This is a genomic window from Streptomyces plumbidurans (genome assembly GCF_019857225.1).
Taxonomy (GTDB): domain Bacteria; phylum Actinomycetota; class Actinomycetes; order Streptomycetales; family Streptomycetaceae; genus Streptomyces; species Streptomyces plumbidurans.
Genome location: NZ_JAFJSY010000006.1, coordinates 71,049 through 97,976, shown reverse-complemented (window position 1 = coordinate 97,976; position 26,928 = coordinate 71,049). Strand labels below are relative to the sequence as shown.

The 26,928-nt window shown below is 72.4% G+C and carries 28 protein-coding genes; 13 read left to right on the top strand and 15 right to left on the bottom strand.

Annotated elements, in window-relative coordinates:
- Window positions 1-85 precede the first annotated feature (85 nt).
- Entirely contained in the window at window positions 86-652 is a 567-nt protein-coding gene (locus JYK17_RS04990; protein ID WP_222809841.1) for a hypothetical protein, read from the top strand.
- 26 nt (window positions 653-678) lie between these two features.
- Here the strand turns inward: JYK17_RS04990 and JYK17_RS04985 are convergent, their stop codons facing one another.
- The 4 genes from JYK17_RS04985 to JYK17_RS04970 form a co-directional block, all read right to left on the bottom strand.
- Window positions 679-1,230 carry a PadR family transcriptional regulator gene (locus JYK17_RS04985; protein ID WP_108012731.1) on the bottom strand — a complete coding sequence of 184 codons (552 nt, stop codon included), beginning with the start codon at window positions 1,228-1,230 and terminating at the stop codon, window positions 679-681.
- A 30-nt stretch (window positions 1,231-1,260) separates the two neighbouring features.
- Window positions 1,261-3,276, bottom strand: coding sequence for an NADPH-dependent 2,4-dienoyl-CoA reductase (locus tag JYK17_RS04980; RefSeq protein ID WP_108012730.1), 2,016 nt, complete (start codon window positions 3,274-3,276; stop codon window positions 1,261-1,263).
- A 111-nt stretch (window positions 3,277-3,387) separates the two neighbouring features.
- Window positions 3,388-3,756 (bottom strand): hypothetical protein, encoded by a 369-nt coding sequence (locus JYK17_RS04975; RefSeq protein WP_108012936.1) that lies wholly within the window; start codon window positions 3,754-3,756, stop codon window positions 3,388-3,390.
- A gap of 104 nt (window positions 3,757-3,860) precedes the next feature.
- Complete coding sequence (locus JYK17_RS04970; RefSeq protein ID WP_222809840.1) at window positions 3,861-4,736, bottom strand: hypothetical protein; 876 nt, start codon at window positions 4,734-4,736, stop codon at window positions 3,861-3,863.
- Between the two features lie 277 nt (window positions 4,737-5,013).
- On the opposite strand from JYK17_RS04970, the gene JYK17_RS04965 reads away from it, so the two are divergent.
- Both JYK17_RS04965 and JYK17_RS04960 read left to right on the top strand, forming a co-directional pair.
- Window positions 5,014-7,083 carry a SpoIIE family protein phosphatase gene (locus JYK17_RS04965; protein WP_108012728.1) on the top strand — a complete coding sequence of 690 codons (2,070 nt, stop codon included), beginning with the start codon at window positions 5,014-5,016 and terminating at the stop codon, window positions 7,081-7,083.
- Window positions 7,084-7,251: 168 nt separating this feature from the next.
- Window positions 7,252-7,902 (top strand): WavE lipopolysaccharide synthesis family protein, encoded by a 651-nt coding sequence (locus JYK17_RS04960; protein ID WP_128804000.1) that lies wholly within the window; start codon window positions 7,252-7,254, stop codon window positions 7,900-7,902.
- 225 nt (window positions 7,903-8,127) lie between these two features.
- Here JYK17_RS04960 and JYK17_RS04955 read toward each other — a convergent pair whose 3' ends face one another.
- Window positions 8,128-8,937: a putative protein N(5)-glutamine methyltransferase gene (locus JYK17_RS04955; RefSeq protein ID WP_222809839.1), complete on the bottom strand. Its 810-nt coding sequence runs from the start codon at window positions 8,935-8,937 to the stop codon at window positions 8,128-8,130.
- Window positions 8,938-9,109: 172 nt separating this feature from the next.
- Window positions 9,110-10,237, bottom strand: a complete 1,128-nt coding sequence (locus JYK17_RS04950) for an ABC-2 transporter permease (RefSeq protein WP_222809838.1) — start codon at window positions 10,235-10,237, stop codon at window positions 9,110-9,112.
- A 114-nt stretch (window positions 10,238-10,351) separates the two neighbouring features.
- On the opposite strand from JYK17_RS04950, the gene JYK17_RS04945 reads away from it, so the two are divergent.
- On the top strand, window positions 10,352-10,846 hold the full coding sequence (locus tag JYK17_RS04945; protein ID WP_128803999.1) for a MarR family winged helix-turn-helix transcriptional regulator: 495 nt from the start codon (window positions 10,352-10,354) through the stop codon (window positions 10,844-10,846).
- Here JYK17_RS04945 and JYK17_RS04940 read toward each other — a convergent pair.
- Both JYK17_RS04940 and JYK17_RS04935 read right to left on the bottom strand, forming a co-directional pair.
- The gene (locus JYK17_RS04940) at window positions 10,840-11,550 is read right to left on the bottom strand and encodes a GNAT family N-acetyltransferase (protein WP_222809837.1); all 711 of its coding nucleotides are present in this window, start codon (window positions 11,548-11,550) and stop codon (window positions 10,840-10,842) included. The genes JYK17_RS04945 and JYK17_RS04940 overlap by 7 nt on opposite strands.
- Window positions 11,547-12,467, bottom strand: coding sequence for an NADP-dependent oxidoreductase (locus tag JYK17_RS04935; protein WP_222809836.1), 921 nt, complete (start codon window positions 12,465-12,467; stop codon window positions 11,547-11,549). Before JYK17_RS04935 ends, JYK17_RS04940 begins: the two co-directional genes overlap by 4 nt.
- 196 nt (window positions 12,468-12,663) lie before the next feature.
- Between JYK17_RS04935 and JYK17_RS04930 the strand changes: the two genes are divergently transcribed.
- The 7 genes from JYK17_RS04930 (at window position 12,664) to JYK17_RS04900 (ending at window position 18,443) form a co-directional block, all read left to right on the top strand.
- Window positions 12,664-13,269: a sulfite oxidase-like oxidoreductase gene (locus JYK17_RS04930; protein ID WP_108012721.1), complete on the top strand. Its 606-nt coding sequence runs from the start codon at window positions 12,664-12,666 to the stop codon at window positions 13,267-13,269.
- Window positions 13,262-14,017 (top strand): ferredoxin reductase, encoded by a 756-nt coding sequence (locus tag JYK17_RS04925; protein ID WP_108012720.1) that lies wholly within the window; start codon window positions 13,262-13,264, stop codon window positions 14,015-14,017. Before JYK17_RS04930 ends, JYK17_RS04925 begins: the two co-directional genes overlap by 8 nt.
- Window positions 14,018-14,199: 182 nt before the next feature.
- On the top strand, window positions 14,200-14,784 hold the full coding sequence (locus tag JYK17_RS04920) for an Rv1733c family protein (RefSeq protein WP_222809835.1): 585 nt from the start codon (window positions 14,200-14,202) through the stop codon (window positions 14,782-14,784).
- Window positions 14,785-14,898: 114 nt separating this feature from the next.
- Complete coding sequence (locus JYK17_RS04915) at window positions 14,899-15,867, top strand: acetylxylan esterase (RefSeq protein WP_222809834.1); 969 nt, start codon at window positions 14,899-14,901, stop codon at window positions 15,865-15,867.
- Window positions 15,868-15,886: 19 nt separating this feature from the next.
- The gene (locus tag JYK17_RS04910) at window positions 15,887-16,297 is read left to right on the top strand and encodes a nuclear transport factor 2 family protein (protein ID WP_222809833.1); all 411 of its coding nucleotides are present in this window, start codon (window positions 15,887-15,889) and stop codon (window positions 16,295-16,297) included.
- Between the two features lie 105 nt (window positions 16,298-16,402).
- Window positions 16,403-17,569, top strand: coding sequence for a serine hydrolase domain-containing protein (locus tag JYK17_RS04905; protein WP_108012716.1), 1,167 nt, complete (start codon window positions 16,403-16,405; stop codon window positions 17,567-17,569).
- A 130-nt stretch (window positions 17,570-17,699) separates the two neighbouring features.
- Complete coding sequence (locus JYK17_RS04900) at window positions 17,700-18,443, top strand: GntR family transcriptional regulator (protein ID WP_108012715.1); 744 nt, start codon at window positions 17,700-17,702, stop codon at window positions 18,441-18,443.
- A 48-nt stretch (window positions 18,444-18,491) separates the two neighbouring features.
- Here JYK17_RS04900 and JYK17_RS04895 read toward each other — a convergent pair whose 3' ends face one another.
- Window positions 18,492-19,361 (bottom strand): MEDS domain-containing protein, encoded by an 870-nt coding sequence (locus JYK17_RS04895; RefSeq protein ID WP_164932324.1) that lies wholly within the window; start codon window positions 19,359-19,361, stop codon window positions 18,492-18,494.
- A gap of 140 nt (window positions 19,362-19,501) precedes the next feature.
- Here JYK17_RS04895 and JYK17_RS04890 point away from each other — a divergent pair, with 140 nt between their 5' ends.
- Window positions 19,502-21,721, top strand: coding sequence for an ATP-binding protein (locus JYK17_RS04890; protein WP_222809832.1), 2,220 nt, complete (start codon window positions 19,502-19,504; stop codon window positions 21,719-21,721).
- 19 nt (window positions 21,722-21,740) lie between these two features.
- On the opposite strand, the gene JYK17_RS04885 is transcribed toward JYK17_RS04890, so the two are convergent.
- Window positions 21,741-22,475: a class I SAM-dependent methyltransferase gene (locus tag JYK17_RS04885; RefSeq protein WP_222809831.1), complete on the bottom strand. Its 735-nt coding sequence runs from the start codon at window positions 22,473-22,475 to the stop codon at window positions 21,741-21,743.
- 83 nt (window positions 22,476-22,558) lie between these two features.
- Here JYK17_RS04885 and JYK17_RS04880 point away from each other — a divergent pair, with 83 nt between their 5' ends.
- Window positions 22,559-22,966 (top strand): nuclear transport factor 2 family protein, encoded by a 408-nt coding sequence (locus JYK17_RS04880; RefSeq protein WP_222809830.1) that lies wholly within the window; start codon window positions 22,559-22,561, stop codon window positions 22,964-22,966.
- Here JYK17_RS04880 and JYK17_RS04875 read toward each other — a convergent pair.
- The 5 genes from JYK17_RS04875 to JYK17_RS04855 are packed head-to-tail and all read right to left on the bottom strand — an operon-like array spanning window position 22,953 to window position 26,895.
- Window positions 22,953-24,389 (bottom strand): MFS transporter, encoded by a 1,437-nt coding sequence (locus JYK17_RS04875; RefSeq protein WP_222809829.1) that lies wholly within the window; start codon window positions 24,387-24,389, stop codon window positions 22,953-22,955. The two genes, JYK17_RS04880 and JYK17_RS04875, sit on opposite strands and share 14 nt — an antisense overlap.
- A gap of 2 nt (window positions 24,390-24,391) precedes the next feature.
- Entirely contained in the window at window positions 24,392-24,529 is a 138-nt protein-coding gene (locus tag JYK17_RS04870) for a hypothetical protein (protein ID WP_164932323.1), read from the bottom strand.
- 49 nt (window positions 24,530-24,578) lie between these two features.
- A complete protein-coding gene (locus tag JYK17_RS04865; RefSeq protein WP_222809828.1) occupies window positions 24,579-25,838 on the bottom strand; it encodes an RNA polymerase sigma factor in 1,260 nt (419 codons plus the stop codon).
- Window positions 25,835-26,173: a YciI family protein gene (locus tag JYK17_RS04860; protein ID WP_128803991.1), complete on the bottom strand. Its 339-nt coding sequence runs from the start codon at window positions 26,171-26,173 to the stop codon at window positions 25,835-25,837. The genes JYK17_RS04865 and JYK17_RS04860 overlap by 4 nt, the downstream gene beginning before the upstream one ends.
- Window positions 26,173-26,895: a YciI family protein gene (locus tag JYK17_RS04855; protein WP_108012708.1), complete on the bottom strand. Its 723-nt coding sequence runs from the start codon at window positions 26,893-26,895 to the stop codon at window positions 26,173-26,175. The genes JYK17_RS04860 and JYK17_RS04855 overlap by 1 nt, the downstream gene beginning before the upstream one ends.
- Window positions 26,896-26,928 lie beyond the last annotated feature (33 nt).

Here is a 26,928-nt window from a genome sequence, read left to right as displayed (position 1 = left end):
GCTGCCTCTGAGGCAGCACGGGCGTTTCCCGACCCTCGGCGGCGCAAGGGATGTGCCGCCGACCGTGCCGTCGGAGGGCAGACCAATGCGCAACTCCCAGCCACTTCCCCGCTCCGCCCTGACCACCGCGGCCGCCGCCGTGCTGCCCCTCGCCCTGGCGGCCACCCCTGCCGTGGCGCAGGGTTCGGGCATCTCGGTGAGCACCAGCGGGTCCACGGTCTCGGTGACCACCACCCAGTGCGCCCGGACCAGCAGCAGCGGCAGCTGGGGCACCGCCTCGCTGCTCAGCAGGGGCCAGACGAACTTCGCCCAGGGACGTCAGGTGTCGCTGTCGGGCACCACCGCCCTGCAGTCGGCGGCCTGGTCGAGCGTGAACGCCGGCACATACACGGTGATCGTCATCTGCTCGTCCAACAACAGCACCGCGGGCACCCAGTCCGTCGTGGTCTCCCCCGCCTCCAGACCCACCATCTCCGCCACGTCCAAGCCCGCGCCCTCGCCCTCGCTCTCGCGCGGTGTGGCGGGCGGGCTCGGCGGCGCCGTCAAGGACTACGGCCCGGTCACGCTGGGAGTGGGCGCGGCCCTGGTGGGCACGGGTGTGATCGCGACGGGCTGGTTCCTGCGCAGGCGCGCGAAGCCGCACCGCTTCTGACGGCGACAGCGGTCACGCCGTTCCTTTCACGTCGTCCCGGACTCCGGCAGTTCGGCGAACTCCTCCAGGGCATGCGTGAGCCACTGCGTCCAGAACGTCTCCAGGTCGATCCCGGCCCGCAGCACGAGGTGCCGGATCCGGTCGTGCGGAGCGTCCTTCCCGGGCGGGAAGTCACGCTGCTCGATCTTCTCGTAGTCGGCCAACTGCCGCCTGTGCAGCTCCAGATGGCGGTTCAGGTCGGCCTCGAGCCCCGCGGTGCCCACCACGGCCGCCGCGCGCAGCCGCAGCAGCAGCGGGTCGCGGTGCGGCTTCGGGTCCTGGGACGCGGCGGTCCAGCGGGCCAGTTCGGCGCGGCCCGCGGGCAGGACCTCGTAGCTCTTCTTCTGCCCACGGGCCGGCTGCTCGGAGGGCAGCGCCCTGATGTGGCCCTCGGCCTCCAGTTTTCCCAGCTCGCGATAGATCTGCTGGTGCGTCGCCGACCAGAAGTAGCCGATCGACCTGTCGAACCGACGGGTCAGCTCCAGCCCCGAGGACGGCTTTTCCAGCAGGGCGGTCAGGATCGCGTGCGGGAGTGACATGCGGTCATCCTAAGGACGGCGGTACGGCTTCTAGAGGGCCGCCGCCAGTTCCGTGCCCTGCTTGATGGCCCGCTTGGCGTCCAGTTCGGCGGCCACGTCGGCACCGCCGATCAGATGCACGTCGCGTCCGGCGGCGACCAGCTCCTCGTACAGGTCGCGGCGCGGGTCCTGTCCGGTGCACAGCACGATGGTGTCGACGGGGAGGACCGTGCTCTCGTCGCCGACGGTGATGTGCAGGCCGGCGTCGTCGATGCGGTCGTAGCGGACGCCCGGGACCATGGTGACGCCGCGGTGCTTGAGCTCCGTGCGATGGATCCAGCCGGTGGTCTTGCCGAGGCCCGCGCCGACCTTGCTCTCCTTGCGCTGCAGCAGGTGGACGCTGCGCGGCGGTGCCTGGCGCTCGGGGGTCACAAGACCGCCGGGGCCGCGGTAGTCCATGTCGACGCCCCACTGGCGGAAGTAGGTCGCCGGGTCCTCGCTCGCCTTGTCCCCGCCGTCGGTGAGGAACTCCGCCACGTCGAAGCCGATGCCGCCCGCGCCGAGGATCGCGACCCGGTCGCCGACCGGAACCTCGTCGCGCAGGACGTCGAGATAGCCGACGACGCTGGGGTGGTCGAGGCCGGGGATGTCGGGGGTGCGCGGGGTGACGCCGGTGGCGACGACGATCTCGTCGAATCCCGTCAAGTCACCGGCCACCACACGGGTGTTGAGGCGTACGTCCACGCCGTGGGCGTCGAGCTGGTGGCGGAAGTAGCGCAGGGTCTCGTCGAACTCCTGCTTGCCGGGCACCTTGTTGGCGACGTTGAGCTGGCCGCCGACCGCGCCGGCGGCGTCGTAGAGCGTGACCTCGTGACCGCGCTCGGCCGCCGAGACGGCGCAGGCGAGTCCGGCCGGTCCGGCGCCGACGACGGCGACGCGCTTCTTCAACCGGGTGGGGGACAGCACGAGTTCGGTCTCGTGGCAGGCGCGCGGGTTGACCAGGCAGGAGGTGATCTTGAGGGCGAAGGTGTGGTCGAGGCAGGCCTGGTTGCAGCCGATGCAGGTGTTGATCGCCTCGGGCCTGCCCTGCGCGGCCTTGGCGACGAAGTCGGGGTCGGCGAGCATCGGGCGGGCCATGGACACCATGTCCGCGCAGCCCGTGGCGAGCAACTCCTCTGCCAGCTCGGGGGTGTTGATGCGGTTGGTCGTGACGAGCGGGACCGACACCTCGCCCATGAGCTTCTTGGTGACCCAGCTGTAGGCGCCGCGCGGCACGGAGGTCGCGATGGTGGGGATGCGGGCCTCGTGCCAGCCGATCCCGGTGTTGATGATCGTCGCCCCGGCGGCCTCGACCGCCTTGGCAAGGGTGATCACCTCGTCGAGCGTGGAGCCGCCGGGGACCAGGTCCAGCATCGACAGCCGGTAGATGACGATGAAGTCCTCGCCGACGGCCTCGCGGACGCGCCGGACGATCTCGACCGGGAAGCGCATGCGGTTCTCGTACGAGCCGCCCCAGCGGTCGGTGCGGTGGTTGGTCTGCGCGACGATGAACTCGTTGATGAGGTAGCCCTCGGAGCCCATGATCTCCACGCCGTCGTAGCCGGCCTGACGGGCCAGCCGGGCGGCGCGGGCGTAGTCGTCGATGGTCCGCTCGACGTCGGCGTCGGTGAGCTCGCGGGGCGGGAAGGGGCTGATCGGGGCCTGCAGCGGGCTCGGCGCGACGAGGTCCTGGTGGTAGGCGTACCGGCCGAAGTGCAGGATCTGCATCGCGATCCGGCCGCCCTCGCGGTGCACGGCGTCGGTGACCTCGCGGTGCTGCTCGGCCTCCGCGTCGGTGGTGAGCTTGGCGCCGCCCTCGTACGGGCGACCCTCGTCGTTGGGCGCGATGCCACCGGTGACGATCAGGCCCACCCCTCCGCGCGCCCGGGCGGCGTAGAACTCCGCCATGCGCTCGAAACCCCGCTCGGCCTCCTCCAGGCCCACGTGCATGGAGCCCATGAGGACGCGGTTGGGCAGCGTGGTGAATCCCAGGTCGAGCGGGTTCAGCAGATGGGGGTAGCGGCTCATCGGGCCCTCCGTGTGCGGTGACGTGCTCACTGTTGTAGAGGACCCGGAGCTTGTTCTGCAACTAGTTGCAAAATGAAGGAGGGGTGAGAAGGGCCACGCAGAGGCGCCGGGCTATCGGCTTTCGAGGCGTACGTGCAGTTCGCGTTCCTGGTCGCCCGAGGCCGAGGTGAGGTCGCGGACGGTGAAGAGGGGGTCGAGCGTGGAGCGCAGGCGCTCGATCGCCCAGTAGCCACCCTGCGCGTCGACCTCGACGGAGGACGACAGCCGGGCGGGAGCCGGGCATTCGTGGGCGTCGGTCACCTCGAAGGTGCCGAGCCACACCATCGGACGCGTCTCGTGCAGCTGCTGCGGCACCTCGTTCGCGGCCCGGTCGGACTCGAAGCACGTGCAGAGCGTGTCGAAGACGATCCGGGCGTCCTCCTTGCTGCATCCACTGATCTCGAGGGAGACGGGCTCCTCGTGCGGTCGCACACGGTCCATCATGGTCGCTCCTCTCGCGGGGGTGGCGCGGCGGTGCGAGTTGTCCGCGTACCGCGCCACTCCCCCAGAAAAGCACCACTGCCCGGGCCGGACCAGCGCGCGGTTCAGCCCCGTGTGAAGCGGTACGTCTTGCTGTCGGTCAGCACACAGAACCCCGGCGACACGACGATCACCCGCAGCGTGCCGTCCCGGCGGTCGTAGTCGATGCCCTCCGCCTCGAACGTGCCGGAGCAGGCGCTGCGCAGCGGGAGCTGGCGCAGCGCGGTGACGTGCCCGGACACGTCCGACGTGCCGTTCGGCGCCGCCGACAGGTCCACCTGGAGCAGCGGCTTGGTCATCCCGAACAGCGAGTCGTCCGGGTCGTCGGAGGAGCACAGCAGCGTCGTGGGGCCGGAGAAGTCGCAGCCCTGCACATCGCGTACGGCATGGTCGAGCCGGACGGTGGAGACCTGCGGAAGGTTCGCCGAGGGCGAGGTGGAGGCGTTGACACCCGGTGTCGGGAAGACCAGGAAGCGGTTCATCGTGCCGTACTCCCCCGACAGCATCCACTGGCCGTCCGGCGAGATCGCGACCCACGAGTTGTTGAGGGCCTCGTCGGGGCCGAGCGTGTGGACGTACTCGGACCAGCTCCCGTCCGGCGCCTGCACGCGGTACATCTTCGCGTTCCCCGAGTCGGCCTGGTACGGCTCGACGTAGTGGCCGTCGTAGGAGGCGTCGGGGTCGCCCACGTGGTTCCAGCCCCGGGCGGCCACGTCGGCGGGGATGGTGCCGATGCCCGTGTAGTGGTTGGGGCTGCCGGCCGGCACCTCGACTGAGGTCAGCCCCTGGCTCTCGGTGAGCGGGTCCGCCCGGTCGGAGCCCACCTCGTTCCAGGTGTCGGCGGCCGAGGCCGGCGGGGCGGCGGACAGGACGGCGGCGGTCGCGAGGGCGAGCACCGCGGTCAGGGCCGCTTGACGACGTTGCCGCGAGCGCAGGGGCATGGAAGGGCTCCTCCGTGGGGGGCGGGGCGGGTTTCGGCGCTCAGTCTGGCCACGCCAGGTGGTCATGTACAGACCACCTCGGTAACGGAGGCTTTCGACTCGGCGACGCTGCGTCCCGGGTAGTGTCGTGACGGCTCCCGGCAAGGGCCCCGGAGGTGTTGAGGGATGGTGGAGGTGGGCGACAGAGGCGTCACAGGGACGATTGAGCGCGGTAGAACATGGGGAGTCGGCACGGGGGAACGACGTGCCGCGTGAACGGGCGAAGGCGGTGCGTGGAATGAGTGCACCAGAGTTTCCGGCGGCCGGGGGCGAGGAGTCCGTACGGCCGAGCGGGCTGCTCGACGTGCTCGGCATGGCCTCGGTGGTGCTGGACGCCGAGGGACGCGTCGTGCTGTGGAGCCCGCAGGCGGAGCAGCTGTTCGGCTACCCGGCCCACGAGGCGCTCGGCGAGTACGCCGCCCGGATCATGGTGCACGAACAGCACCTCGACCTCGTCATCAAGCTCTTCGCCGACGTCATGCTCACCGGCCAGAGCTGGGCCGGCGCCTTCCCCATCCGGCGCAAGGACGGCACCACCCGCCTCGTCGAGTTCCGCAACATGCGCCTGCTCGACGACCACGGCGACGTCTACGCGCTGGGACTGTGCGCCGACCGGTCGACCGTACGGCGCCTCGAACGGGACGTGGCCCTGTCCACCCGCATGATCGCCCAGTCCCCCATCGGCCTGGCCGTCCTCAACACCGATCTGCGGTTCGTCTCCGTGAACCCCGCGCTGGAGCAGATCAACGGGCTGTCGGCCAAGGACCACGTCGGCCGGTCGATCCGCGAGGTGCTGCCGCATCTGGACGTCGACCTGATCGAGACGGCGGCGCGCCGGGTGCTGGAGACCGGGCGGCCCCTGGTCGACCAGCAGACCGTCGGGCGGACCCACGCCGACCCGGAGAACGAGCGCGTCTGGTCGATGTCGCTGTACCGGCTGGACGACACGGTCGGCACCGTGCTGGGCCTGGCCGGTTCGGTCGTGGACATCACCGACCAGCACCGGGCCGGCGTGGAGGCGGACGCCGCCCGCAGGCGGCTGCAGGTCATCGCGGACGCCTCCGCCCGGATCGGCACCACCCTGGAACTGGACCGCACCGCCCGCGAACTGGCCGACGTCGCCGTGCCGGAGCTCGCCGACATCGCCGCCGTGGATCTGCTCGACGCGGTGGTGGCGGGCAGACGCAGCAGTCTGGGTCCCGCGGAGTCCGCGGTGATCCGTGCCCTGGCCGTAGAGGCGGACGACGCCCCGGAGGCGCTCCGGGCGGCCGACCCGCCCGGGCAGGTGGCCCGCTACGGCCCCGACCGGCTCGTCACCGAGTGCGTGCGCACCGGCCGTCCGGTCATGGTGCCGCACGTCGCGCCCGCGCATCTGTCCCGGATCGCCCGCTCGCCCGAGGCGGCGGAGCAGCTGGCCCGCGCGGGCGTCCACTCCTATCTGGCGGTGCCGCTGATCGCGCGCGGCGAGGTGCTCGGCGCGCTCGACCTCAAGCGCACGAACAACCCGCTGCCGTTCAGCGAGGACGACCTGCTGCTCGCCCGCGAACTCGCGTCCCGGGCCGCGGTGCAGATCGACAACGCCCGCTGGTACCAGAACGCCCGCAACACCGCCCTCACCCTCCAGCGCAGCCTGCTGCCCAGCCATCCGTCCGTGACCGGCGGCCTGGAGGTCGCCTCCCGCTACCAGCCGGCCGGCGGCACCACCGAGGTCGGCGGCGACTGGTTCGACGTGATCCCGCTGGGCGGCGGCAAGACGGCGCTGGTGGTGGGCGACGTGATGGGCAGTGGTATCAACGCGGCGGCGACCATGGGGCGGCTGCGCACGGCGACGACCACCCTGGCCTCGCTCGACCTCGATCCGGCACGCCTCCTGGAGCACCTCGACCGGATCACCGAGGACCTGGACCACTCCATCGCCACCTGTGTCTACGCCGTCCACGACCCCGAGCTGCGGCAGTGCCGGATCGCCAACGCGGGCCATCTGCCGCCGGCCCGGCTGCGTCCCGGGCAGCCGCCTGAGCTGCTCGAACTGCCCACCGGCGTGCCGCTGGGCGTGGGCGGGGTCGCCTTCTCCACGACTACGGTCGATCTGGAGCCGGGTGACCGTCTCGTGCTGTACACCGACGGTCTGGTGGAGACCCGGCAGCATCCGCTCGACGAGCGCCTCGACGCCCTGCTGTCCCTGCTCGAAGGGCCCGACCGTCCCTTGGAGGAGGTCGCGGACCTGCTGCTGCGCACGCTGCACCAGCCCGACAACTCCGACGACGTGGCGCTGCTCATCGCGCGGGTGCAGAAGACGTGCCGGTGAGCCGGATTCACAGGTACTGATTACCTGCTCTTTATCGTCCTCATTCGACAATCACAGGTAGGCATGGCATGCGGATGCCGTGGCCGTGGCCGATGGGAGCGAGCCGTGATGCACGAGCCGGACCAGGAACCCACTGCCGGGAACGGGACCTCACCGGACATGGAAGTGATGACGGGTCCCGGAGGGGCGGACCGCGCGCCGCGGTCGTGGCGCCGGCCGTCCCGCCGCTCGCGTGCCGTGATCGCGGCCTCCACGGTCGTCGTCCTCGCCCTCGGCGGCACCGTCGCCTACGCCGCCACCTCGGGCAACTCGGGCCAGGGGGCCACGCCTTCCGCCTCCGGATCCGCGTCGCCGTCCCCGCACGGACCGGGTGACCGGCACGGCGGGCGGTGGTTCGGCGCCGGCGGTATGGGCGTGCACGGCGAGGCCACGGTCAAGGACCAGGACACCGGCAAGTGGATCGTACGGACCTGGCAGCGCGGCACCGTCGAGAAGACCGACGGCGACCAAGTCACCGTCAAGAGCGACGACGGCGCCCAGTGGACGTGGACCGTGAACTCGGACACCACCGTGCTGCACAACGGCACGAAGGGCTCCGGCGCCGACGGCCTCAAGAAGGGCGACACCGCCTTCCTCATCGGCACCCGCTCCGACAACGGCACCAGGACCGCGACCCACGCACTGACCGGCACCTGGAACAACAAGCGCCCCGGCGACAAGGGCGGCCGCGGAGACGGCCCCAACAAGTTCCCGGGCCACCGCAACTGGCGCCTGCCCGCCCCGTCGGCGAGCCCGTCGGACAACGGCGCGACCACCTGACGTAGCGGTCGGTCGGGGCAATCGGCTTTGCGTCCCGGCGCCACGGCAGTCAGGGCGGTCGGCTCCATCCCCAGGGTCACGTCCGATCAAGACGATCGACCCCGCTCCTGGCACTGCGACCGGTCAGGACACCATGCCCCGCGCCACCGGCACCGCGGCCGAGTAAGACAGTCCGCTCTGCACCGCGGCCCACCAGAACAGACGCCCACGCCGCACCCCGCCCCCTTACTGGTCAAGCCCCCTGACCCCCATCACGACATTGGCGTACAGCTCCTCCGAAACCGCGAGGCGCGTCCTCAACCCGCCGGTGGCGAAGGCGTCGAGGGCTGTCGGGGCCTGGCGTTCGCTTGTCTCCACGAGGACGCAGCCGCCTGGGGCCAGCCATTGGGGGGCCTCAGCGGCTACTCGGCGGAGGGTGTCCAGGCCGTCGGGCCCGCCGTCGAGGGCGGACAGGGGTTCGTGGTCGCGGGCCTCCGCCGGGAGCAGGTCGACCTGGTCCGTGGGGACGTAGGGGACGTTGGCGGCGAGGATGTCTATACGGCCGCGCAGGTCGTCCGGCAGCGCGTCGAAGAGGTCGCCCTGGTGGACGTGGCCGTCGATGTTGCGGCGGGCGCAGCGGACGGCGGCCGGGTCGAGGTCGGCGGCGTGCAGTTCCACGGGCCCGAGCGCTCGGGCCAGCGCCGCGCCGACCGCGCCCGAACCGCAGCACAGGTCCACCACGACGGAGGCGTCCGGGACTTGGGCGAGGGCCTGTTCGACGAGGAACTCGGTACGGCGGCGGGGCACGAAGACGCCGGGCTCTACGGTGATGCGCAGTCCGCGGAACTCCGCCCAGCCGACGACGACTTCGAGCGGAACCCCGGCGGCCCGGCGGTCGACCAGGGCGGCCAGTTCCTCGGGTGTGCGGGCGGCGTCGAGGATCAACTCCGCCTCGTCCTCGGCGAAGACACAGCCCGCGGCGCGCAGCGCGGCGACGACGGAGTCACGGGTGGACGGCGACGACGGGAAGGAAGGAGAAGGAGACAATGGAGGCATGAGGGCCGAGAGCCTTTCGGTGAGTCGAAGGGCGCTCTCGCGGTCACCTACGGACGGTGACACGCCTGACCGGTGGGGAGAGCACCCGACCTGCGTGTTGCGGAAATGGGTCTCACCTCCTCGGTCTCCGGGGCCGGGGCGTTCCACGGCCGGACGGCCACAGTACCGGACGTCACACGCCGACCGTCTCCTCGACCTCTTCCTCCGCTGTCGCGGACCCTTCCTCCGCCGTCGAGGCCCCCTCCTTCGCCGTCGAGGCCCCCTCCTCCGCCGTCGCGGTCGCGTCGGCCACGACGGTCTCCTCGGGTGCGCTCACGGGTGCCGCAGCGGTGCCCGCGGCCCTTGCCCTGGACCGCTCGTAGGCCGCAGCGATCCCCGTGACGGCGAGCCCGAGCAGCAGCCATGCCGCAAGCGTCCATACGTTGCGGGTGAGGCCGTCGCCGCCGAAGTAGAGCAGGCTGCGGGCGCCCTCGACGAAGCCGGCGCCGTTCCAGAAGGCGTGCAGGGTGCCGAAGAAGCCGTTCTGCAGGTCGGGCCGGAACAACCCGCCGGAGCTGGTGAAGTTGAGCATCACGAACAGCACCATCATGGCGAGCGTGGTCCAGCGCTTGAGGAAGGTGTGCAGGCCCACGCCGACGAAGAGGATGCCGGCGGAGTACAGCCAGGCCATGCCCCACAGGTTCGCCAGGTCGTGGTGGGCAAGGTGGAAGACGGGCCCGGCGAGCAGCGCGCCGATGCCGCTGACGACGGCGGAGACGCCGAGCGCGAGCAGGGCGCGGATCCGCATCGGCAGGGTGCCGCCGGCGGCGCCGAGCGCGGCGACGGAGGCGTAGGAGCCGATGCTCAGCGCGATCAGCAGGAAGAACAGGCCCTGCCCGGTGGGGTCGTCGTCGACGGGTGCGGCCACGTCGGTGACCTTCAGGGCCGCGCCCTGCTCGGCGGCGACGGGGGTGAAGACCTTCTCGACCGCGGTGGCGTCCATGTCGGAGGCGGCGGAGGCGACGACGAGCTCCGGTGTCTTCGCGCCGGGCACGTAGGCGCCGGTGATGGCGCGGGAGTCGAGCAGGTGGACGGCGTCGGAGCGGGTGGCGACGGTACGGACGTCGAGCTTGTCCCCCGCCTCGTCCTTGACGGTCTGCGCGAACACCTTCACCTGCGGGCCGGAGCCGACGACGGCGACGGGCAGGTGGTGGGGCGCCGGTGTCACGAACGCCCCCATGTACGCGAGTCCCATGCCGATGCACATCAGCAGCGGGGTGATCAGGTGCGTGATCACATGACGAAGGGCCGGCGACCTCATCGTTCGCAACCTCCAGACGACTGGACAGGTAGTTGGCTTATACAACTCTCATTCAAGTTGTACTATACAACCAAGCCGGGTCGAGTGATATTCCGTGCCGAGTGAGGAGGTCCGGTGGAAGCAGACGAAGCGGTGGAGACGATCCAGCGCGAGATGACGGCCTTCGCCCGGCGCGCGCGTGCCTCGGCGGGCCGTATGCACCCCGAGCTGTCACTGGTCTCGTACACCCTGCTCGGGCATCTGGAGGAGAGCGGTGGCTGCCGGGCGACCGACCTCGCGGCGCACTACGCCCTGGACAAGTCCACGGTCAGCCGCCAGGTGGCGGCGCTCGAGCGGGCCCGCCTGATCGAGCGCCGGGTGGACCCGGAGGACCATCGCGTGCAGGTCCTGCACCTGACCGGCACGGGCCGCCGGATCCTCGCGCAGGTCACCGAGAGCCGCCGCACCGCCTTCCGGGAGCGGCTGGCGCACTGGCCGGCGGAGGACCTGGAGCGGTTCGCCGCCTATCTCGTGCGCTACAACGCGTGGCCCCCCGAGGGCTACGGCGACGACGACCAGGAAACCGATCAGGAACAGGAAGCCGATCAGGAGCAGGAGGCCGATCAGTAAACGGCCACCACCCGTTCGTCCGTGAGGTGTTCGGGTGCGCGGGCGGACATGAACGCCGTGGTGCGGCGCAGCCGGAAGCCGAGGGACTCGTAGAGCCGGATGGCGCTCGTGTTGCCGGCGCCGGTGTGCAGGAACGGCGTCTCGCCGCGCTCGCGGATGCCGTGGGCGACGGCAAGGATCAGCCGGGTGCCCAGGCCCTCGCCGCGGTACGCGGGGTCGGTGCAGACGGCGCTGATCTCGGTCCAGCCCGGCGGATGCAGCCGCTCCCCCGCCATGGCGATCAGGGCGCCGCCCCGGCGGATGCCCAGGTAGGTGCCGAGTTCGATGGTGCGGGGCAGGAAGGGTCCGGGCCGGGTGCGTTCGACCAGGTCGAGCATCTCGGGGACGTCGTCGGGGCCGAGGCGGACCGCCTCCGGCTCGGGGGCGGCGGCCAGGCCGTCGTCGACGTACTGCACGCCCTCGATCCGGAAGGTGATCTCCCAGTCCGGCGGGACCTCCCCGCGGAAGCCGAGCAGCGGCACGTCGGCACCGGGTCCCGCGAGCGCCGCGAGGTCGGCCCAGTCGTCGGCGTCGGGCTCCTCGGGCAGTGCCTGCCACGGCGTCACGTCGACGGGGTAGCGCAGCACCCGGCCGCGACGCTCGGCGAAGTGCGCGTGCGGGCCGGTCAGGGAGGCCAGGGCGGGGTGGTCGAGGACGTGGCTCATGCGGCGTTCTCCGGGACGATCACGATCTTGCCGCGGGCGTGGCCGTCCTCGACAGTGCGCAGCGCCTCTCCGGCCCGGTCCAGGGGGAAGGTCCGCGTCACCTGCGGGTCCAGGCCGCCCGTCGCCACCAGGTCGGCCACCTCCGCCAGCCGCTCAGGGGTGCGGACCCGGGCCACGCGGGCGCCGCCGAGTGCCCGCACCTCGTCGGGCGACGCCGCGGCCGTGACGAGCTTCGTCCGGTCGGCGAGCAGGGTCGCGGCCTCGGTGACGACGGCGCCGCCGACGAGGTCGTACACGCCGTCGACGCCCTCCGGCACACGCGCGGTCCAGCCCTCTCCGGAGGGCACGTGCACGGCGCCGAGGGACTCGATCAGGTCCTTCTTGGCCTCGCTCGCGACTCCCACGACGCGCAGGCCGAGTGTGCGGGCGATCTGCACCGCCGCGACGCCGACACCGCCGCCCGCGCCGGTGACGAGCACGGTCGCGCCGGCCGGCAGGTCGAGCTGGTGGATCCCGTCGTACGCTGTCGCCCCCGCGACGGGCAGGGTGGCGGCGTCGGTGAAGGACACGGCCGCCGGCTTGTGGGCGGTGAAGCCGACCGGGAGCAAGGCGTACTCGGAGTACCCGCCGACCACCGGCTGCCCGAAGACCTCGTCCCCGGCGGCGAACCCCTCGACCCCGTCGCCGACCGCCTCGACGACGCCCGACACCTCGCTGCCCAGATAGGCGGGGAACGCGCGCTCCCCGGTGTCGCCCGGGCGCCGGAATCCGTTGCGCAGCTTCCAGTCCACGGGGTTCACGCCCGCGGCGCGCACCGCGACCAGCACCTGGCCGGCTCCCGGAACCGGCCGCTCCACCTCGATCAGGGCCTCCACCTCGGGCCCGCCGTTGCGCGTGAAGACGTACGCCTTGGGCATGTCTCTCACACTCCTTCGCTGTCGACGACGGCAACAGTCAGCAAGGGTGATCGGCGGCCGGCTATTCCCGGGGCTCCTGATCTTCATACGGCGTTCATGAGCGCTGCCCGGATGCCGGCGGCCCCGGGCATGAGCACGGCCGGCGAGCACGTACGGTTGAAGACGTAACCAATCGCCTCCCTCCCGCTGGATCTCCATGAACGTCACCCGAGGCTTCACCGGACGCCCCCGCGTCCATCAACCGGGTCTGCCGCCCGGCCAGTACGACGCGGGCGACGACTGGCCCGTCCTGTCCGCGGAGGTCACCCCCGAACTGGCGCCCGCCGACTGGACCTTCCGCGTCGACGGGCTCGTGGAGCGGTCGCGGACCTGGGACTGGGAGCAGGCGCACGCGCTGCCGGAGTCGGCGTACGAGGGCGACATCCACTGTGTGACGGGCTGGTCGAAGTTCGGGGTGCGCTTCGCGGGGGTGTCGCTGGACGCCTTCCTCGATGTGGTGCGGCCCCATGAGTCCGCCACCCATGCCGTGGCCCACTCCCACACCGGGTACACGGCGAGCCTGCCGCTCGCGGACCTGACCGGGGGACGTGCCTGGATCGCCTGGGAGTACGACAGGCGGCCGCTGCCCGCCGAGCACGGCGGGCCCGCCCGGCTCCTGGTGCCGCATCTGTACTTCTGGAAGAGCGCCAAGTGGATCGCGGGCCTCACGCTCCTCGACCACGACGAGCCCGGCTTCTGGGAGCAGAACGGCTACCACGCCCGCGGCAACCCCTGGCAGGAGCAGCGGTACCACGGTGACTGAGACGTACACACCCGCAAGGCGCTTCGCCGTGCCCGGCCGTGTCCCCGTGAGCGACCAGGCCGCCGCGCGGTGGCACACGGCCACGCTCACCGAGATCCGCCGGGAGACCCCGCACGCGGCCACCTTCCGGTTCGCGGTGCCCGGCTGGGCGGGGCATCTGCCCGGCCAGCACCTGCTGCTGCGGCTGACCGCCGCGGACGGGTACACGGCCCAGCGGCACTATTCGATCGCGTCCGCCCCCGACGACCGGGGGCATCTCGAAGTGACCCTGGACCGGGTGCCGGACGGCGAGGTCTCGGGCTGGTTCCACAAGACGGCCAGGCCCGGCGACCGGGTCGAGGTGCGCGGCCCGCTGAGCGGCTTCTTCGCCTGGCCGGGCGACCGGCCCGCGCTGCTCGTCGGGGCCGGCTCCGGGGTCGTACCGCTGATGTCGATGGTGCGGCACCACCGGGCGCGCGGCCTGGACGTGCCTCTGCGGCTGCTGGTGTCCGCGCGCAGCCCCGAGGAGCTCATCTACGCGCGGGAGTTCGGCGCGGAGACGACACCCCTGTTCACGCGGAGCGCCCCTGAAGGCGTGCCCGTGGGACGTATGGCGGCCGCACATGTGGCGCCGCTCCTGGCCGAGCGGCCTCCTGGTGGGTGGGAGGCCTATGTGTGCGGGTCCAACGCCTTCGCCGAGCACGCCTCGCGGCTGCTCGTCGGGGCCGGTCAGCCCGTGGACCGGATCCGCATCGAACGCTTCGGCTGACCGGAGAGGTCGGGCCGGCGTGGCGCACACCACGGCATCGGCGCGTTCTCGCGGTGAGCGATCTCCGGCCCGCCGGGTACCCGGACCCCGAGGGCACTCGCGCACATACACCGAACGGAGGGACAATACGAACCCGAAAAGGTTACGGCCCCTCCGGCTTCGGTGACGGCGAGGAGGTCGACATGCGTACCCAGGTGCGCGGCTGGCGCTGGCGGCACAATCCGCTGCGGCGCCGCTCCGACGTGATCGCGGCATGGACGGCGCTGGCCGTCGCGGTCCTGATGTTCGTGGGTGCGCCGCTGGCGGGAGTGCTGGCGGCCTGGTGGGCCCATGACGAGGCGCAGGGCATCGCCGCGGCGCAGCGCGCCGAGCGGCATCGCGTACGGGCCGAGGTCGTCGGCAAGGCCCCCGAGCAGCTGCCCGCCGTGCAGGGCGGACGGCAGCACTCCTACCGTGTGGACGTGCGCTGGAAGGACCCCGTCACCGGCACGCACACCACGAACGCACGCGTCCCGGCGGGCACCCGGCACGGCGACACCGTCGCCCTCTGGCTCGACTCCCGGGGCAGGGCCGTCCCGCCGCCGCCCGACGGCACCGCGATCTGGCAGCACACCCTGACCATCGGCGTGACCGCCACCGGCGGCGCCGTGGGAGTGGTGCTCCTCGCGAACGCGATCGTCAACCGCGTGGCCACCAATCACCGAATGCTCGAATGGGAGCGGGAGTGGGCCAGGACCGAACCGGAGTGGACCCGGCGCCGGGCGTGACGCCCGCCGGGTGACACGGGCATTCACCAGGGTCTGGCGGGTAGCTGGACCACGCACGTACGGTGTGATCATCCGCACCGTCTCCGCACTGGCTTCTCCCAAAGGCGGTCCTAGATGGCCCTGTTCGACCTTCCGCTGGACGAGTTGCGCGAGTACCGCAGTGTGTCCACCGAGCCCGAGGACTTCGACGCGTTCTGGTCCAAGACCCTTCAAGAAGCGCGAGAGCACGACCTGGACGCCCGTTTCGACCCGGTCGACACCGGCCTGACGACGGTGGACGTGTACGACGTGACGTTCGCGGGGTTCGGCGGGCACCCGGTGAAGGGCTGGCTGACGCTGCCCGCGGGCACCGAGGAACCGCTGCCGCTGGTCGTGGAGTTCATCGGCTACGGCGGCGGGCGCGGTCTGCCGCACGAGCATCTGCTGTGGGCGTCGACCGGCCGGGCCCACTTCGTGATGGACACGCGCGGGCAGGGCAGCGCATGGGGCGGGGGCGGCGGTACCCCGGATCCGGTGGGCGGCGCGCCCGCCTACCCCGGTTTCATGACCCGCGGCATCGACGCGCCCGAGAACTACTACTACCGCCGGGTGTTCACGGACGCGGTGCGTGCGGTGGAGGCGGCCCGTTCGCACCCGCTGACGGATGCGTCCCGCACGGTCGCGCTCGGCGCCAGTCAGGGCGGCGGCATCACGATCGCCGTGGGCGGTCTGGTCCCGGACCTCACGGCGGTCGCACCGGACGTGCCGTTCCTGTGCGACTACCCGCGTGCGGCGACCCTGACCGACCGCCACCCCTACCGCGAGATCGGGCTCTTCCTCAAGACGCACCGCGGCCGCACCGAGGACGCCCTGCGCACCCTGTCCTATTTCGACGGCGTCCACTTCGCCGCGCGCGGCCGCGCCGCCGCCCTGTTCTCGGCGGGCCTGGAGGACCAGACCTGCCCGCCCTCCACGGTCTTCGCCGCCTTCAACGCCTGGGCGCACGACGACAAGACGATCGAGGTGTACGACTTCAACGACCACGAGGGCGGCGGGCCCCACCAGGAGGCGGCCAAGCTGGCCTGGCTGCGGTCGTACGTCTGACACGCCCGAGGAGCCGCGCATGGAGACCTCCGTGGCCGCCGAGCGCTTCGTCCGGGTCTGGGAACGGGCCTGGGCGGCGCACGACGTGGACGGGCTGCTGGAGCTGTACGCCGAGGACTGCGTCCACCGCTCCATGCCGTTCCGCGAACCGCACCGGGGCCGGGCGGAACTCACCGCCTACCTGCGGTGGTCGTTCGAGCGGGAGCGGGTGAGGGACGTCCGGTTCTCGCCACCGCTGGTCGGCCGGAACGGTCTGGCCGCGGCCGAGTTCCGGGTGCGGGCCGAGGACACCGAGGACGGCACCGCGTCGGTCCTCGCGGGCTGCGTCCTCGTGCGGTTCGACGACACCGGCCTGGCGGTCGAGAGCCGCGACTACTGGCACACGGCCGACGGCGACCGGGACGTGGCCGGAAGGCTCTTCCTGCTGTGACCTTCCCTCCAGTCCGACCAGTCGGTACGTTCGTCATCGCCCAGGCCGCAGTGCCGCGGTCCGGGCTCAGGGCGGACGACGTCAGAACGGACGACGGAGGGCTTCATGGCGCAGCGCGAGCCGGTGGTGCACGGTCACTGCGACGAGCGGTTCACGGCGGTGCGGACGGCGCTGGAGGAGAATTTCCGCGACCGCGGGGAACTCGGCGCCGCGGTCACCGTCGACATCGGCGGCGAGGTCGTGGTGGATCTGTGGGGCGGCTGGGCCGACGCGGCCCGGACCCGGCCCTGGGAGCGCGACACGCTGGTCAATGTGTGGTCCACGTCCAAGGGGCCGACCGCGCTGTGCGCCCACATCCTCGTCGACCGGGGCCTGCTCGACCTCGACGCGCCGGTGGCGCGCTACTGGCCCGAGTTCGCCGCGGCCGGCAAGGACAAGATCCTCGTACGGCATCTGCTGTCGCACCGCGCGGGACTGTCCGGCCTGCGCGAACCGCACTCGCTCCAGCAGCTCTACGACTGGGAGTGCACGACACGACGGCTCGCGGCGACGGAGCCGTGGTGGGAGCCCGGGACGCAGTCCGGGTATCACGCGCTCACGTTCGGCTTTCTGGTCGGGGAGGTCGTCCGGCGGGTCTCCGGACTGCTGCCGGGGGCCTTCCTGGAGCAGGAGGTGACCGGGCCGCTCGGGATCGACTTCCGCATCGGGCTGCCCCAGAAGGAGGCCGGCCGGGCGGCGGAGCTGGTGCGCCCTCCTGCCGCCTCCAGCAGTGAACAGGCCGCCGCCTTCGCACAGTTGACGCCGCCGGCACTCGCGGCGCTGGCCAATCCGGTGGTGGGCGCGAGGGAGGCGAACACGGCCGAGTGGCGGGCCGCCGAGATCCCGGCCGCGAACGGCCACGGCACGGCAAGAGCGGTCGCCGCGCTCTACGGCATCTTCGCGGGCGGCGGCTCCTACGACGGCCACCGCATCCTGTCCCCCGAGGCGGCCGAGCGGGTGCGCGAGGGACAGGGCAGCTGCCGCGACCTGGTGCTCGGCGCCGGGCTCGGGGGCGACACGGAGGTGGCACTCGGGCTCTGGCTGAGCGGCCCGCACGGCTCCTACGGACCCAACCCGCGCGCTTTCGGACACGACGGCTTCGGCGGCTCCTGCGGCCTCGCCGACCCGGAGGCGGGGGTGTCCCTGGGGTACGTGATGAACCGGATGGGGCCTCATATCGCGGACGACCCACGCAAGATGGCCCTGATCGACGCGCTCTACGGCGCGCTGTGAGAAACATGCCGGGCAGGCCGGTTTCGGCCGAACCCGCAAGCCGGTCTTCCCTCGTGGTTTAGACCAATGCTAGATCTGGTGGCGCATCGAGTCCGCACGGCTACGGCACGTCACCAACAGGAGGCGCGGCATGGACCGCACCACCCCGCACGACCGTCCCCTCCCCGAAGGGCAACCGCTGTACTGGCGCGTCGCGACGCAGCTGCTCGGCGAGCTGCGCGACGGGACCGTCCCGCCCGGCGAACGGCTGCCCGCCGAGCGGCAGTTGGCCGGACACTTCGGCGTCAGCCGGGAGACCGTCCGGCAGGCGCTGGAGGTACTGCGCCGGGACGGTCTGGTCGCCACCGACCGGCGGGGCAGCCACGCCACCCTGCCGGGGCTGCCGCTGGAGAGCCCCACCTCGCTGAGCTTCCCGGTCGGCGTCCGGGCCGCCGATCCCGGCGCCCTCGACCGGGCCCGGGTCAGCTGGGAGACTCCCCCGCCGGAGCACGCCGAGGTCCTCGGACTCGCCCCGCACCGCCCCACCCTGGTGCACCGCTACGAATCGGCCGCCGCCGACGGCCGGGGCCGCCGCACCGCCGTGACCTCCTTCTCCGCCGTGGCCCTGGCGGAGGTCGAGGAGCTGGCCCGCTACCGCGACCGCGCCGACGGCGCCGCCTCGGCCCAACTGCGGCGCGCCTACGACTGGATGCGCAGGGCCGGTCTGACACTCCACCACCGGGACACCATCACCCCGCTCGCGGACACGCCATCGGTGCGGGTCACCCGGCGCGTGCACGACCAGTACGCACGGCCGCTGGAGATCACGGACCTCGTCGTGGACGCCCAACCGGACGCCCTGGTCTACGAGTTCACCCTCCCCTCGGCGGGCTGAGCACACCCCGGGCGCCGACGGCGAAGCCGCGGGATGGACGGGAGCAGGTCACAGCTCCGCCCCTTCCGGTCCGCGCGCCCGCGCCGGTTCCATGTGCAGGCCGGGCACCCGGTCCCAGCCGGTCACCCGCATCACCCGCTGCACGTGCGGGGCCACTCCCGCCAGTTCGAGGGTGCCGCCCGCCGTGTACAGGCCCAGCGCGGTGAACGCCAGCAGCCGCAGCGCCCCGACGTCGATGAAGCGCAGGTCGCGCAGGTCGAGATGGGTGCGGGGCGCGGCGCGCGACCTGGCCCGATCGGTCTCGGCGTGCAGGGCGCGGGCGACGGCCGTGACGTTGGTGTCGTCGACCTCCCCGGCCAGGGCCAGGCCGGGGGGCGAGAACGTACGGCTGATGGTGAGGATCTCGTCGCGCCAGACGTCGTCGGCGCCGACCCGGCCGTGGTGCAGCGCGGTGATCCGGGCGAGTTCGGTGTCCGTGAAGATCCTGCGGTCGTACTGGCAGATGCCGAGGACCGGCAGGGAGGAGAACACGGGGTCGAGCAGCAACTCGCTGTCGTGGAGCGTCTTGAGCTCCTTGCCGGCCAGGGAGCGCAGGCTCTCCGCGCAGACGCGCAGGCCGAGGAAGCCGTCGCCGACGGCGCGGCGCGCCTCACGCCGGATCACCTCGTCCAGATCCCACAGCCCCTGCGGGTTCGCCAGATGCGGATCGACGCACAGCCGCCCCTGCGCGAGTTCCTCGTCGACCCGGCAGCCGTACGCCTCCAGGAACGACAAAGCGACCTGGCCCGGCACGTCGGCAGGGGTCAGCACGAGCCCCCGCTGTCCGCTGGCGAGACCGTCGAGCAGGAACGACGCCAGAACGGTGTCGCGCTCTTCGTCCGTGTCGTAGCCGAGGAGGAAGTGGTCTCCCTGACGCATCTGACCCACGGTCCTGCGGAGCGGTACGGCGGCCATCCCCCTACCTCCCTCGGTGGACGGACCGCTTCCAAGCTACGCCCGAAACAGGCTCGCCGTGAGGGGTTATCGTGTCCGCCATCGGTTCCGGGTGAGGGGGGACGATGGCGGCCTCTGTACAGGGCGGCAGGATCGGCAACCTTCCCGCCGAGGCGAACGTCTTTGTCGGCCGCAGGCTCGAACTCACCCGGATCACGGAGCTGTTGGGGGCGGAGCGACTGGTGACACTGACGGGGCCGGCCGGGGTCGGCAAGTCCCGCCTCGCCCTGCGGTCCGCGCACGCCGCCAAGGCCGCCTTCCCGGGCGGGGTGTGGCTGGTGGAGCTGTCGGAGCTGCGTGATCCGGACCTGCTGACCAACACGGTGGCCCAGGCGACCCGGCTGACCGAGCAGACACTGCGGCCCCTTCTGCAGGCGGTCTGCGAACATCTCGCCGGGGCACCCGTACTGCTGGTCCTGGACACCTGCGAGCATGTGCTGGACGAATGCGCGCGCGTCGTGCAGGAACTTCTCGCCAACGTCGCGGAGTTGCGGATTCTGGCCACCAGCCGGCAGCAGTTCGGGGTGCCGGGCGAGCATCTGCTGACCGTGGCACCGCTGCCGCTGGGCGAACGCGACGACGCGGTGGCGCTGTTCACCGCACGAGCGGTGGCGGCGGTGCCGTCGTTCACTCTCACCGATGCCAACCGTGCCGACGTGGCCGCCATCTGCGCCCGCCTGGACGGCATTCCGCTGGCCCTGGAGCTGGCCGCCGTACGGCTGCGCGGCTTTCCCCTGCACCGGCTCCTGGAGGGCCTGGACTCACGCTTCGACCTGCTCGTCTCGCACGCCCGACCGCGCCTCGCCCGCCACCAGACGCTGCGCACCGCGATCGGCTGGAGCCATGAACTGTGCACCCCGCTGGAGCGGCTGCTGTGGGCGCGCCTGTCGGTGTTCGCGGGCGGCTGGGACGTGGAGGCGGCCGAATTCGTGTGCCACGGCGGCCCGTTGGACCCGGAGCAGATCCTCGGTCTGCTCGCCTCCCTCACCGAGAAGTCCATTGTCACGATGGACGGTGAAGGCGCGGCGGTGCGCTACCGGATGCTCGACACGGTCCGCTCGTTCGGCGCCGAGTGGCTGGCCGGGCTGGGTGAGCAGGAGGCGGTCCGGCTGCGCCACCGGGACTACTTCCGATGGATCGCCCGCCAGGGCGAGGCGGAGTGGCTCGGACCTGGCCAGCGCATGTGGTCCGAACGGCTGACGGCGGAGCACGCCAATCTGCGGCTGGCGATCGAGCAGTGCCTGACCGCCGCCGAGCCCGAGACGGCGCTGGAACTCACCGGCTCGCTCTGGTTCTTCTGGTTCGCCTGCGGGTTCGCCGAGGAGGGCCGCACCTACCTGGAACGGGCGCTGCGGCGCGCCCCCGAGGACGGCGGACCCGAGCACACCCTGGCCGTGTGGGCCCACCGGCTGGTCACCGTCGTCCCGGACGACCTGGAGGCCGCCGAGTCGGTGAGCGCCGCCTACGTGTGGCTCGCCGAGGAACGCCGACTGCCGGTGCCCGCGCTGCCGCTGACCGGAGCCAGCCTGGCCGTACGGGGCGAGTCGGCGCGCTCGGCGGTGCTGTACGGCAGTGTGCGCCAGGCGCCGTCCGGCGACGGCGGCGCCGAGTTCTTCCAGCTGCTGACCCTCGCCGTACAGGCGTATCTGCTGGCGAGCCAGGCCGCGTTCGAGCGGTGCGCGGCGGTCGCCGAGCGGCTGCGCGCCGAGTGCGCCAAGCGCGGGGAGCTGTGGATGCGGGCCTGGGGTGACTTCTTCGTGTCGCTCGCCGGGATCGGTCTGGGCCACCCGGACGAGGCGGTGCGCTCCGCGCGCGAGGCGCTGGCGGCCAAGTGGCGGGTGCACGACCGGATCGGCGCCGCCGCGGTCGCCGACCTCCTGGTGGTCGCGCGGGCCGCGCAGGGCGAGGACGAGCTCGCAGCCCGTCTGCTGGGCGTCAGCAGACGCCTGTGGTTGACGGCGGGCCTGCCGCAACTCGGCCGCCCGGACCGGACGGTCTTCCACCGTGAGTACGAACGCCGCCTGCGCGCCTCCCTCGGCGACGCCCGCTTCGCCGAGGCAGTGGACGCGGGACGGGAGCTGGGCTCCGACGAGGCGGTGACGTGGGCGTTGGGCGGGGCGGGTCACGGGGCCGATGGTTCTGACGGGTCGTATGGGGCTGATGGAGCCAACGGGTCTGATGAAGCCAACGGGCCAGAGGGGCCAGGGGGTTCGGACAGACCTGGGGGTTCGGACGGACCCGGGGGCCCCGACATCTCCGGTGTGTCCGGCGCGTCCGGCGTCTGATCGGCCGGGCGCCGAGCAGTCAGCCCACCGTCTCCTTCACAGCCACGATCATCCGCGCCCGCGAACTCCCGTCCCCCCGCCGCCCGAACTCTTCCAGCGCCTGAAGCTCCACACGGAACCCGGCCCGCTCCAGTTCACGGCGTACGTCCCCGAGGCGGAAGGCGCGGTAGTACATGACGAACGGGGGCCGCCACACGGCGTTGCGCACGCGCATGACCGCGTCGAAGCCGAGCAGCATCCAGTACGCCGGGGACGTGGGCCGGGGCGGGGCGAGCACCGGGAAGGCGAAGCGGCCGCCCGCCCGGAGCACGGAGTGGACCTGCGCGAACAGGTCAGGCAGCTCCTCGGGCAGGAAGTGCCCGAACGCCCCGAAGCTGACGGCCAGATCGAAGGTGCCGGGGGCGAACGGGAGCGCGCGGACGTCCCCGCGGACCCAGGAGACCGTCGGCTTCGGCGGCCGTACTGGCCGCTCGGCCTCGGCGAGCATGCCCGCGCTGAAGTCGATCCCCGTGACGCTGCGCCGGCAGACACCGGCGAGCACGTCGACGCCCGCGCCGGTGCCGCAGCACAGGTCGAGCCCGGCGTCGAAGGGGCCGGTGCGGGCGAGTGCGGAGGCGACCGCGTCGAGCACGGATGCGGGGGTGCGGAAGGGGGTGTGGTCGAACTTCGGGGCGAGCAGGTCGTAGCCGTGCTCGACGGACGACAGTGCCTGGACGGCGAGCTCGCGCAGGCTGGGGCCCTCGGGGCTGAACATCCACGTCAGCGTAGTGGACACCTTGGCGGCCGCTGATTACTCTCATACTCACCTACTCAACAAATTGATTATGAGGTGGCGCGATGCGAGCGTTCCGCGAGGCGGTCGAGGCCGGGGACATGGAGGCCGTCGAGGCGCTGCTGGCCGAGGACGTCGTCTTCACCAGTCCGGTGGTCTTCAAGCCGTATCCGGGCAAGGCGATCACCGCGGCGATCCTGCGCGCGGTCGCGAAGGTGTTCCAGGACTTCCGGTACGACCGTGAACTCGCCGGGCCCGACGGCCGCGACCACGCCCTGGTGTTCACCGCCCGGGTGGGCGGCCGCGAGCTGACGGGCTGCGACTTCATCCGGCTGAACGAGGACGGCCTGATCAGCGAACTCATGGTCATGGTGCGGCCGTTGTCGGGCGCGCAGGCCCTGGCGGCGGAGATGGGGGCGCGGTTCGAGGACATCGTCAAGGAGGCGCAGGCGCGGTCCGTCAACGCGTCCTGAGACGGGCCGCCACGGGCGAGCGGTCTTCCTGGCTGTCCGGTGTGCTGCCCCGGCGCAGCAGGAGCAGGGCGCAGGCCAGCCCGGAGGTCGCGAGGGCGGCGCACGCGAGGAACGCGGCGCGGTATCCGCCGGTCAGGGCGGCGAGCCGGTCCGGCCCGTCGGTCCAGGTGAGGGCGACGGACGTGACGACGGCGACGCCGAAGGCCCCGCCGATCTGGAAGGCCGCGGTGTTGATGCCGGAGGCGACGCCGGAGTCCTGTTCCCGTAGGCCGGTCAGGGCGGCGATGGCACCGGCCACCGCGCAGGCGCCGAGGCCCGGGCCGAAGAGCAGCAGTCCGGGGAGGAGGTCGCGGGCGAAGCTCCCGTCGACCGGGACCCCGGCCAGCAGGGCGCTGCCCGCGCCGACCAGCGCGAGGCCGCCCGCGGCGATCCGGCGGGCGCCGAGCCGGGTGACCAGGGCCTGTCCGCCGTAGGAGCCGACGACCGCCCCGGCCGGCATCACGACGTTGCACAGCCCGAAGCGCAGCGGCGAGTAGCCGAGGACGCCCTGGCCGTACTGGGACAGCGTGTACGACATCCCGAAGGCGCTCGCGCCGAGCAGGAAGACGACCAGGTTGCCGCCGCTCACCGTCCGGGCGCGCAGCAGGCGCAACGGCACGAGCGGGGCCGCGGCGCGCGACTCGATGCGGACGAACACCACAGCGAGCAGTACGGACGCGGCGAGCAGGCCCGTCGTGCGCGCGGACAGCCATCCGGCGCCGGGTGCCTCGACGACGGCGTAGACGCAGGCGACGAGCGCGGCGGTGGCGGTGAGCGCACCGGCCGGGTCGAAGGAGCGGGCGCGCGCGTCGGTGCGGCTCTCGCGCAGCAGGAGCGGGGTCAGCGCCAACAGGAGTGCGGCGACGGGGACGTTGAGGAAGAAGACCCACTGCCAGCCGAGGGTGCCGGTGAGGGGGCCGCCGATCAGGAGGGCGGCGGTGGCGCCGAAGCCGCCGCTGCCGGACCAGACGGCGAGGGCCTTGTTGCGCTCGCGGCCCTCGTCGAAGGTGCTCACCAGCAGGGAGAGCGCGCTGGGCGCCATGATCGCGGCCGAGACGCCCTGGACGGCGCGGGCCGCGACGAGTACGCCGGGCGTCCAGGCCAGTCCGCACAGCAGTGAGGACAGTCCGAACAGGAGCGTCCCGGTCATGAACACGCGGCGGCGGCCCAGCAGGTCGGCCGTGCGGCCGCCGAGGAGCAGCAGTCCGCCGAAGCTCAGCAGGTAGGCGCTCATCACCCACTGGGCGCCGTCGGCGGACAGGCCGAGCCCGTCCGCGATCGACGGCAGGGCGAGGAGCACGATCTGCGCGTCGAGGATCACCATGAACCCGGCGACGCAGAGCAGGGCCAGGGCGTACCAGCGGCGGGTGTCGGTGGTGGGCACGGTCAGCCTCCCAGGCGCAGGGCGGCCAGCCATACGTCCGGTGTGCCGTCGGGGTCGCCGGGGCTGCGGGGTTCGCGCAGGAGCGCGGCGAGGGCCTTGCGAAGCCGGGTGGTGCGGCGGGTGGGCCGGTGGGTGGTCATCGGAGCCTCCGGTGTCGTGGGGTGCTTTCACCCCACCGACGAACGGGTCCTAGGCGGATCGACACTCCGCGAGCCGCTTCTGCAGAAATCTCCGTTCCGCGTCGTTCTCCACCAGCTCCAGCGCCCGCTCGTACGCCTCGGCCGCCTCCCGCGTACGTCCGCTGCGGCGCAGCAGGTCGGCGCGGGTGGCGGGCAGCAGGTGGTACCCGGTCAGGTCGCCTTCCCGCTCCAGGTCCGCCACCAGGGCCAGCCCCGCGTCGGCGCCCTCGGACATGCCGACGGCGACCGCGCGGTTGAGGCGGACGACGGCCGAGGGCACGAAGCGGCTCAACTCGCCGTAGAGCGCGGCGATGTCGGCCCAGTCGGTGTCCTCGGCCGTCGTGGCGGTGGTGTGGCAGGCGGCGATGGCGGCCTGGATCTGGTAGGCGCCGGGGCGGCCGCGGCGCAGGGCGGTCTCCAGCAGTGCGGTGCCCTCGTCGATCTCGGCGCGGTCCCAGGCGCTGCGGTCCTGGTCCTCCAGGGTCACCAGTTCACCGGCCGCGTCCACGCGCGTGTGCCGGCGCGCGTCGTGCAGCAGCAGAAGAGCGAGCAGCCCGAGTGTCTCGGGCTCGTCCGGCATCAACCGGGCCAGCAGGCGCGCGAGCCGGATCGCCTCGGCGCACAGGTCGGTGCGTACGAGATCGGCACCGGACGAGGCGGCATACCCCTCGTTGAAGAGCAGGTAGAGCACGCCGAGCACGCCGGTGGTGCGTTCGGGCAGCAGGTGCGCGGGCGGCACCCGGTAGGGGATGCCGGCGTTGCGGATCTTCTTCTTGGCGCGCACCAGGCGCTGCGCCATCGTCGCCTCGGGGACGATGAAGGCGCGGGCGATCTCCGGTGTGGTCAGGCCCGCGAGGGTGCGCAGGGTGAGCGCGACGCGGGCCTCGATGGGCAGGGCGGGATGGCAGCAGGTGAAGATCAACCGCAGCCGGTCGTCCTGGACACCGCTGTCCTCGCCGTCGTACTCCGGGTCGTACGGTCCCTCGTCGCGCGCCAGCACGGCCGCCTCCCGCAGTTTGGCCGCACCCACCGCCTCCCGGCGCAGTACGTCGAGAGCGCGGTGGCGGGCGGTCGTGGTCAGCCAGGCGCCGGGGCGGCGCGGGATGCCGTCGCGCCGCCACCGGTCCAGGGCCTGGGCGAAGGCGTCCTGCGCGCTCTCCTCGGCGAGGTCCCAGTCGCCGGTCACCCGGATCAGGGTGGCGACGACCTGGCCCCACTCCTCGCGGAAGGCGGCGGCGACGGCCTTCTCGACGTCGTCCGTGGCGCTCACTCCCAGACCGGCCGCACCTCGACCGAGCCGCCGTCGAGGGCGGCCGGATGCCTGGCGGCCAGGGCGATCGCCTCGTCGAGGTCGGCGACGTCGATGAAGGAGATCCCGGCGAGATACTCCTTCGTCTCCGCGAACGGCCCGTCGCTGAGCAGGACTTCGTCGCCCCGCACCCGCACGGTGGTGGCGTCGCTCGCCGGCCGCAGCCGTGCCCCGCCGGTGACCCGGCCCGCCCGTACCTCGTCGAAGTACGCGGCGAAGCGCGGGTCGGCGGCGTGCTCCGCCGGGCTCCGCTCCTCGGCTCCCACCGGGGTGCAGAACAGCAGGGCGTACTTCATCACGCCTCCTTCAGGGTCACGGCGTGCTCGTGGGTGATCACCCGGCGCAGCCCGATGTCGCGGTAGCCGGTGGTCACCCGCATCGTGTGGTCGATCGGGGTGCCGTCGGGGCGCTCGGCGGTCACCCGGACACGGCAGCGGGCGAACCCGACGCTCTCGTCGACCTCGACGCGCAGGTCCAGCACCTCGCGCGTGACCGGGCCGGTGACCGACGTGAACAGGTCCCGCAGCGCCGCGCGGTGGGCGTCCATGCCTTGGCGCTCGTGGCCGTCCGTGCTGTGGATGACGTCCGCGTCCGGTGCGTAGCAGGCCAGCGCGCGGTCCACGTCGCGGTTCTGGAAGGCCTCGGTGAGTTCCGCGTCGAGGGCGCGGAGGGCGGTCTCGGCGTCCTCTCCCTCCCACATCGGCCAGAAGGGGCGCACCTCCATGGCACCGATGGTGGCGACGGGGTGCCGGGCGGCGGCCTCGACGGCCTCCTCCAGGCTGTCGCACTCCAGGATGTCGAATCCGGCGACGTACTCCTTGGTCTCCGCGAACGGCCCGTCGGTGCGCAGGACTTCACCTCCGCGGACACGCACGGTGACCGCCTCGGAGGGCAGGGCGAGCCGGTGGCCGTGCAGCCGTGCGCCCCGCTCGCCGAGCTCCTCCACCCAGGGTTCGACGGGTGCCATGCCCGAGGCATCGGCGGTGTCGTCGCCGCAGACGAGCAGCATGTACTTCATGGGGTCCTCCCGGTCGTCATGAGCTTCCTACGC